We start from the raw sequence: 8,155 nt of genomic DNA on the forward strand, positions 1-8,155 counted from the left end.
TTTTCACTCCAGTTATTACATTATTCTTATTAATGTAGGCTTAAAAATGAGTAATTAAAACTGTAATAGCTATATTTATTGTTGAATATTGAATTATCACCTCGTTCTGTTGCTTAATAGTCGTATACAACATAACAGCACTGAGATAAACACAATGAAACAGCCCTTCATTCAAAAACAGCAGCAAATTACTTTCGTTAAATCTTTTTTCTCTCGCCAGATGGAACAAAAACTTGGTTTAGTTGAAGTTCAGGCGCCTATTTTAAGCCGAGTTGGTGATGGCACCCAAGATAACCTGTCTGGCCATGAAAAAGCCGTTCAGGTGAAAGTAAAAGCAATTCCCGGGGCTACCTTTGAAGTGGTTCACTCTTTAGCAAAATGGAAACGTCAAATTTTAGGCCGTTTTGGTTTTACTGCCGATGAAGGTATTTATACCAACATGAAGGCATTACGCCCCGATGAAGATCGCCTGAGCGCCATTCATTCTGTCTATGTCGATCAGTGGGACTGGGAAAGAGTGATGTTAGATACTCAACGCACTTCTGCCTATCTGAAAGAAACGGTTCGTACTATATATTCAGCCATTAAAGAAACTGAAGCAGCCGTTGCCCAAGAGTTTGGACTAAAGCCGTCTTTACCTGCTGAAATTCACTTTGTTCATAGCGAGTCACTATTACAACGTTATCCGGACCTCGATGCTAAAGGTCGTGAACGTGCTATCACTAAAGAACTAGGTGCTGTTTTCTTAATGGGTATTGGTGGTAAATTATCTCACGGTGAGTCTCACGATGTTCGGGCGCCTGATTATGATGACTGGACCAGCGAAGGTACTGAAGGAAACGGTTTAAACGGCGATATATTGGTATGGAACTCGATATTAGAAGATGCGTTTGAACTTTCTTCTATGGGTATTCGCGTTGATGCGCAAACGCTGAAGCGCCAGCTAGCGTTAACTGATGACGAAGGGCGCTTATCACTGGAATGGCACCAGTCACTGTTACGCGGTGAGATGCCACAAACAGTCGGTGGTGGTATTGGTCAGTCCCGTTTAGTTATGCTATTGCTCCAGCAAAAGCATATTGGTCAGGTTCAGTGCGGTGTATGGGCACCAGAGCTGCGTGAAACTGTAGATTGTATGCTTTAACGTTTTTTTATCGACCAGCGGCGACGTAATCGTTGCCCAAGGCCGGTATCAAAACGCCAGATGTGATCGAATATTTTCATTATATTTGGTTTACCGTGTTTAGACATAGCTACTGCGTGAAAACGGTGGCTATGTTTTTTTTGCTTATTTTTTATCTTGTTGATTAAGCTGTCTGGTAACCGTTGGGCAATAAAATCGGAAATAATGACGGTATCTGCATCCTGCCAATCCTTTTGCTCTATTTTTTCTAATGTTTCAGATAAACAAGCTGCCAGATCCGTTCCTCCCTGAAAACATTGGCTTAAAAAACGAATGGCTTCGCTAAGCCCGCTTTCTGACGTTAGCTCATAGTGAATAACGTCGGTTGAAAATAATAAAATGTAGCAGCGCCTGCCATCAGCCATTGCGATACGTAACAACGCCAAGCAGAATGCTTTAGCGCACTTTTCATTGAAACCGCTCATAGATCCGGAGGTATCAACACAAACGATAAATGGCCCTCTAGCCTGTTTATCGGTGACGCTCTTGGATACTGCTTTGGTCCGGATCTGTTCTCTCCATATTTCGCCTTTTAGTTGATAAGTAAGCAGGCGATGTTCTAAAAAACGGCGATAAAATTCAAATTCCAGCTCATCAATATTTAGCAGCGCCATTTCACTTGGCAGAATACGAGCAATATCATTACTTTGATTTATGCCGGTTACCCCTTCAGGCAGGATAGCGGGTTCCCGGACCATCGTTCTGAATTGTTCATAATGGACATCTTTACGATCGACTGATGTAGGCTGATAGCTTCTGCCTAACTGTTCGGCTAAGCTAAGTAATTCAGGCTGTTGTGAAAGGAATCGTCCGTATTCAATTAAAGTATCACAGTCAGATTTATACTTTTCACTGCGGCTCATATCCCATAGTTGAGAAGAACTTTGCTCGTTCTCAACTAAAAAGGGTTCTAATGCACTGCTAATAGCTATCCTTTCCTGAAGTTCGGCAATGAGTTGATCTAAATCCTCTTGTATTAATGATTTATGTAGAGAAGTAACTTGATGCGATAGGCTTCTTCTCCACTGGCGTAAAAATAGGTGCTGAAAACTGTCACTGGTTTGCTCAATAGTATTAGATAATTTTTTTGCCTGTGGGGTAAAAGGAGAATTTAAATATTCTAATTTAAGAATAATTTTAGGCAACTGGTTAAAAAATAAATGATTATTTATATTGCGTGTTTCTGTATAAAGATAAAACTCATCTGAAATAACCGGGGGAACCGCTGTGTGCTGTAGTTTTTGCCCTAGTTTCATTTTCCATATATGTAGATCTTTATTTAGCGCTTTTTTTATAGCCGGAAACTTTTCAAAAAAAATGATCAACTGCGGGGCTGCCAGAAGGGCGATGAGTAATTCGTCTATCAGTTCTGTTTCAGTAATTGAAAGCAGTAACTCTATAGTTTGTAGATCTAACATTACGGATTAATTCCGATAAACCGCTGTTTTTGTTTTTCAATTTCTTGGTGTACAGCCAGTAGGCTTTCTTCAATTTTATCTAACCACTGCTTATTGATAAATAGGCATGGCTGAACGTTAGCAAAACGTTTTCGTTGCTCACTTAAGCGAGATTCTACGTTTTTCAATCGCTGAACAAGCTCTTCCGATACTTTTATATGAGGCTGATTATCTGATAAGTACAGCGTTGAAGAATTTAGGCTGGCATCTCTGATAGTCAACTGTTGCTGGTTATCAACGACAATATCTAAAGATTGTGAAAACCCGATGCCATTGAGTTTACCTTTTAGTAATTCTCCTTTAGTTAACCATAGCTCAAGCTGCTGTTTTTCTAAAATAATATGACTAACTTCAATACCATGTAGTTTTAACGGGGTTTGCAATAATAAGGTAACTTTGCTTTCAGCTATATTATTGGTGAGAACATAAATCTGCTTACGGTTAAATAGAGTCGTTTTTCTTTCTACTTTTAACGATCGTTGGTTTGATTGCTGTTGTTGGTATTTAATCCAGTCTGAATTAATTTGTTGAATTTGAAATATAATATTTTGTTGTTGATAGGCCTGTACGGTGATTAATTGTTCTATTTGCTGCTCTATGAGCGATAAAGATTTAATGTCATGCCATAAACAATCTTTTAATAATATGATGTCTATAGGGCTAATAGATTCACGATCGCTGAAAAAAGCGCTAGCCTGTAATAAACGAATGGCTTTTTTCCAGCGTCTGTCGGATACATAAGGTGCATTATCTAACTCGTTTAAGCTTTGACGCAGTGCATAAATAAGTTCAAATACCTCATCCGGTAGTTTTACCGTTCCTATCGATTTCTGCCACTCAAGATACTCTTCATCAGTGATGCTTAATGATTCAATTGTAGGACTTAATTTATCATTTTCCTGATGGCTAATTAATGCTAAGAAATTATCTTTTTCCTGAACGTTATTCAGGGATATTCTTATCAGCATTCGGTCATAAAGCGCTTCCAGGCTGCTATCGTCTTCAGGGAGCTCATTTGATGCAGTAACCAAAAGTCTTAATGGAATAGATGATTCCATATCACCGTTGCGAAAACGCCGTTCATTGACGGCAGTAAGCAGCGTATTCAATATAGCAGGCCCGGCTTTCCATATTTCATCAAGAAAAACGATTTCAGCTTCAGGAAGATAATTCTTTGTTAGCCTTATATAACGACCGTCTTCCTTTAATGCCTGAATAGATAAAGGACCAAATACTTCTTCAGGCGTAGAAAATCGAGTCATCAGATATTCAAAGGCGTCGGCTTGCTTAAAGGTGTATTTTAACCGGCGGGCGATTAAGCTTTTTGCTATTCCTGGAGGACCAAGCAAAAAAACGCTTTCTCCGCTAAGCGCCGCGAGTAAGCATAACCTTACCGTATGCTGGCGCTCATAAAGACCTGTTTCAAGTATGCTGCTTAAACGAGTTATTCTTTCCGATTTTGTTTGATATTTAAGCATGATAGGTTTTTTATTGATTAATAAATGATTCTAAAAATTATAGCAGATGTCTGATTAGTAATACTTTTATAAATTAAGTAAATATTGTTTATACAATAAAAGGTGTTGTAATTAAAAAATTTTGGTAAAAATAGCAACTAATACAGGATATTGATATTTGGTTTATATTTAAGCCATATCCATTTTGATGCTGTGCCCCTGCGCGGTGGCCCTACTTAAAGCTGACAAAAGAAATCATTATGAGTACTGATAATAAACGTTCCTTACCCGCAGCTATGCTGGCTACGATTGGTGTAGTGTATGGTGATATAGGTACTAGCCCTCTTTATACCTTAAGGGAATGTTTTTCTGGTTATTATGGCTTTAGCGTTGAGCCTGATGTCATTTTTGGCTTCTTATCTCTGATTTTCTGGATGCTGATTATTGTTGTATCCCTGAAGTACCTCAGTTTTGTTATGCGGGCTGATAATGCCGGTGAAGGGGGGATATTAACGTTAATGTCTTTGGCTGGTAGATACGCCAGTGATAAAAAAACGGCATTTGTTGTTATTATTGGGCTAATTGGTGGCAGTTTTTTTTATGGGGAAGTTGTTATCACGCCAGCAGTTTCGGTGATGTCTGCGATGGAAGGTCTGGAACTGCTAGCCCCATCTCTTGAACCTTACATCGTTCCCTGTGCGATTCTAGTTTTAACTATCCTATTTTGTATTCAGAAACATGGTACCGGCGGCGTCAGTAAAGTTTTTGCTCCGGTCATGCTGTTATGGTTTATCGTTATTGGGCTGCTGGGCGTAAGAAGCATTATTGCTAGCCCTGAAGTGCTTTCAGCTCTAAATCCTATGTGGGCTATCGGATTTTTTCTTGAATATAAGACACTGTCTTTCTTTGCGTTAGGGGCCGTTGTTTTATCCATTACCGGCGTTGAGGCTTTATACGCTGATATGGGGCACTTTGGTAAAATGCCTATCAGGTATGCGTGGTTTATCGTTGTTTTGCCATCTTTAGTATTAAACTATTTTGGACAAGGCGCTTTATTATTAAGAAGTCCGGAAGCCATAAAAAACCCTTTCTTCTTATTAGCACCTGATTGGGCGTTAATTCCTTTATTGATACTGGCTACTTTAGCGACCGTAATAGCCTCGCAGGCAGTGATATCCGGCGTATTTTCTCTGACCAGACAGGCGGTGCATTTAGGCTATCTTCCTCCTATGAGGATTTTGCATACCTCTGATATGGAAGCCGGTCAAATATACATTCCTGCCATCAATTGGTTACTGTTTATCGCTGTTGTTATTGTTATTGCTACCTTTAAGCACTCCAGCAATCTGGCCGCTGCTTATGGTATTGCAGTGACGGGTACAATGGTTATTACCTCAATACTTTCATGCTCTGTTGCCTATAGAAACTGGCACTGGCCGCGTATAGCAACAGTAACAATATTGGGTATTCTGCTGTGTATTGATGTTCCATTGTTTACTGCTAACGCCATTAAAATATTTTCCGGCGGTTGGTTGCCGCTAACACTGGGCTTGGTGATGTTTATTATCATGACGTCTTGGAAAAGCGAGCGCTTTAGATTGTTACGCCGGCTAAACGAGCACGGTAATTCTTTAGAAGCGCTTATCGCGTCATTAGAAAAGAATCCACCAACGCGGGTTAATGGCACCGCAGTGTTCATGATTAGGACGACCAACGTTATTCCTTTTTCACTATTGCATAATTTGACCCACAATAAAGTGCTGCATGAGCGAGTCATATTGTTAACCATTAAAACGGTAGATACGCCTTATGTTCACAACGTGCAGAGAGTGACTATCGAGCAGCTTTCGCCTTCTTTCTGGAGGGTTGTAACCAGCTATGGCTATAAAGAAACGCCAAACGTTGAGAACGTTTTCTACTTATGTGGATTAGAAGGACTTTCTTTCCGGATGGATGAAACCTCATTCTTCCTTTCGCATGAGTCAGTTAAGCTAGGTAAGCGCCCGTGGTATTTAAGAATCAGAGGGCAGCTTTTTCTGGCGCTTAACCGTAATGCCTTGAGGGCGGCGGACCAGTTTAAAATTCCGCCTAACAGAGTGATAGAACTGGGAACTCAAATCGATATTTAACCGCCTCTGAAGCTCTCCTTAATTAATCGGGGGGGCTTTAGTTTTTATTACCCAGTAAATGATCTCCATCCCCGGGTTTTAGCATGATAAAGACTAATGATGATAGTAGCGTAATAACGCCCATAGTGATGAACGTATAGTGAAAGTTATCAATAGTGCTGCCGTGAGAAAATGTCTGATAGGTATATAAAACAGTTGCGCTGACCGCCACACCGAAACTGATAGATAATTGTTGTGTTACTGCCATCAAGCTATTGCCCTGACTGGCATTATTATCAGTTAAGTCTCCTAGGGTTATGGTGTTCATTGCCGTGAACTGAGTTGACATCACCATACCAAGAATAACTAGTGGAATTATTAATATCCAAAGTTGTTCTGTCGCTGTTTGTAGTGCTAATTGAGATATCATCAACCCAATCAAAAAAGTCACTCCCACTAAGGTTTTTCTATAACCAAAGCGGTTTAATATTTTAGTTACTGCTGATTTAGCGATAAGAGAACCTATGGCCGTGGGGGCCATCATACATCCTGCAATTAAAGCGGAATAGCCAAATCCTAACTGAAGCATCAGCGGTATAAGGAAAGGTATGCTGCCGGTTCCTAATCGTGAAATAATATTTCCTAATATACCTATTGAAAACGTACGGGTATGAAATAGTGATAAATTGAACAGAGGATGAGGGCAGCGAGTAGCGTGTCTTATGTAAAGTAGTAATAAAAAGATCCCTGAAAATAACATTGTGATGGCTAAATAAGTAGGAACTATACGTTCACTAAGAAGCGACAGGCCAGAGAGAAGCATCACTAAGCTTAGGCCAAAAAGCATAAAACCTAAAACGTCAAATCTGCGTTTTGGTGCTGTAAAATCAGGCATATAGCAGCGGGCATAAAAGATACCCAGTAAACCAACAGGAATGTTAATTAGAAAGATCCAATGCCATGTTGCGTAAGTAACCAGCCATCCGCCTAATAACGGCCCTATAACAGGGCCAATTAGGCCTGGAATAGTGACAAAATTCATAACAGGGAGTAATTCACTGCGTGGATATGCTCTTAATAATGCCAGCCTTGCCACCGGCATCATCATGGCTCCGCCAATGCCTTGCATAACTCTGGATAAGACCAAGATCATCAAAGTTGGCGATAAGGCACAAAACAAAGAGCCAAGAACAAACAAAAAAACTGATATAGAAAATATTTTACGAGTACCAAAACGGTCAGCCAACCACCCACTGATAGGAATGAGCATGGCAACAGTCAAAGTATAACTAATAATAGCTGACTGCATTGCAAGCGGAGAATGATTAAGGCTTTTAGCGATAGCCGGTATAGCGGTATTTAATATCGTTGCGTCCAAAGCCTGCATAAAAAAAGCAATAGCTGCAATCCAGGGCAGGCCAGCGACGCTACGTGCTGATTTAGTCATTCTATATCCTAGATTTATATTAGAAATAAGATGATTGGCTAAATATCTTTTTCTAATAACTCTTGCGTTGCTTTTAGTGCTTCAGCGCAGTTTTTCTTAAGTATTGCATCAACAATTGACTGATGATGTTCCGGCTTAGTAACTTCATTTATCTGATATGTGATTGTTCTATAATATTAGATGAATAATTTAATTCGTTAGTGCTATTAACATCTATATTTTGATTTTCAGGCGATAACAAAGCCAATTATGTAAGTTTATTAGATAAAATGGCGAAAAATAAAGCGTTCAGATAATAATTGCGATTTAACGCTTGCCAGATGATTCTCAGACCCTATAATGCGCCTCCACTGACACGGCAAACCGCCGTTCAGCGCGAGGCGTTCAGGCAAAAATCTCAGATTTAATCCTTGACTCTCCGGCGGGTTAGCGTATTATTCGCAGCCCGTGTTGCAGGAAGTTTCTTCCCCGCAACACCGCTCTTTAACAATTTATCAGACAAT

At 39.9% G+C, this 8,155-nt stretch carries 5 protein-coding genes; 2 read left to right on the forward strand and 3 right to left on the reverse strand.

Annotated elements, in window-relative coordinates:
* Nucleotides 1-154 precede the first annotated feature (154 nt).
* Nucleotides 155-1,144 (forward strand): aspartate--ammonia ligase, encoded by a 990-nt coding sequence (gene asnA, locus GVI43_RS07560; protein ID WP_159566249.1) that lies wholly within the window; start codon nt 155-157, stop codon nt 1,142-1,144.
* On the opposite strand, the gene viaA is transcribed toward asnA, so the two are convergent.
* Together viaA and ravA are read right to left on the reverse strand one after the other, a co-directional pair.
* A complete protein-coding gene (gene viaA, locus GVI43_RS07565) occupies nt 1,141-2,601 on the reverse strand; it encodes an ATPase RavA stimulator ViaA (protein ID WP_159566250.1) in 1,461 nt (486 codons plus the stop codon). The genes asnA and viaA overlap by 4 nt on opposite strands.
* Complete coding sequence (gene ravA / locus GVI43_RS07570) at nt 2,601-4,118, reverse strand: ATPase RavA (RefSeq protein ID WP_159566251.1); 1,518 nt, start codon at nt 4,116-4,118, stop codon at nt 2,601-2,603. Before ravA ends, viaA begins: the two co-directional genes overlap by 1 nt.
* 239 nt (nt 4,119-4,357) lie before the next feature.
* On the opposite strand from ravA, the gene kup reads away from it, so the two are divergent.
* Nucleotides 4,358-6,226, forward strand: coding sequence for a low affinity potassium transporter Kup (gene kup, locus GVI43_RS07575; RefSeq protein ID WP_159566252.1), 1,869 nt, complete (start codon nt 4,358-4,360; stop codon nt 6,224-6,226).
* A 37-nt stretch (nt 6,227-6,263) separates the two neighbouring features.
* On the opposite strand, the gene mdtD is transcribed toward kup, so the two are convergent.
* A complete protein-coding gene (mdtD, locus tag GVI43_RS07580) occupies nt 6,264-7,652 on the reverse strand; it encodes a multidrug transporter subunit MdtD (RefSeq protein WP_159566253.1) in 1,389 nt (462 codons plus the stop codon).
* Nucleotides 7,653-8,155 lie beyond the last annotated feature (503 nt).

It is taken from the genome of Budvicia diplopodorum (genome assembly GCF_009800925.1).
Lineage (GTDB): Bacteria > Pseudomonadota > Gammaproteobacteria > Enterobacterales > Enterobacteriaceae > Budvicia > Budvicia diplopodorum.

What these genes read in the sequence shown, in the direction of transcription:
- ravA (WP_159566251.1), bottom strand. Translation starts at nt 4,118, where the DNA reads ATGCTTAAATATCAAACAAAATCGGAAAGAATAACTCGTTTAAGCAGC.
- mdtD (WP_159566253.1), bottom strand. Translation starts at nt 7,652, where the DNA reads ATGACTAAATCAGCACGTAGCGTCGCTGGCCTGCCCTGGATTGCAGCT.
- viaA (WP_159566250.1), bottom strand. Translation starts at nt 2,601, where the DNA reads ATGTTAGATCTACAAACTATAGAGTTACTGCTTTCAATTACTGAAACA.
- asnA (WP_159566249.1), top strand. Translation starts at nt 155, where the DNA reads ATGAAACAGCCCTTCATTCAAAAACAGCAGCAAATTACTTTCGTTAAA.
- kup (WP_159566252.1), top strand. Translation starts at nt 4,358, where the DNA reads ATGAGTACTGATAATAAACGTTCCTTACCCGCAGCTATGCTGGCTACG.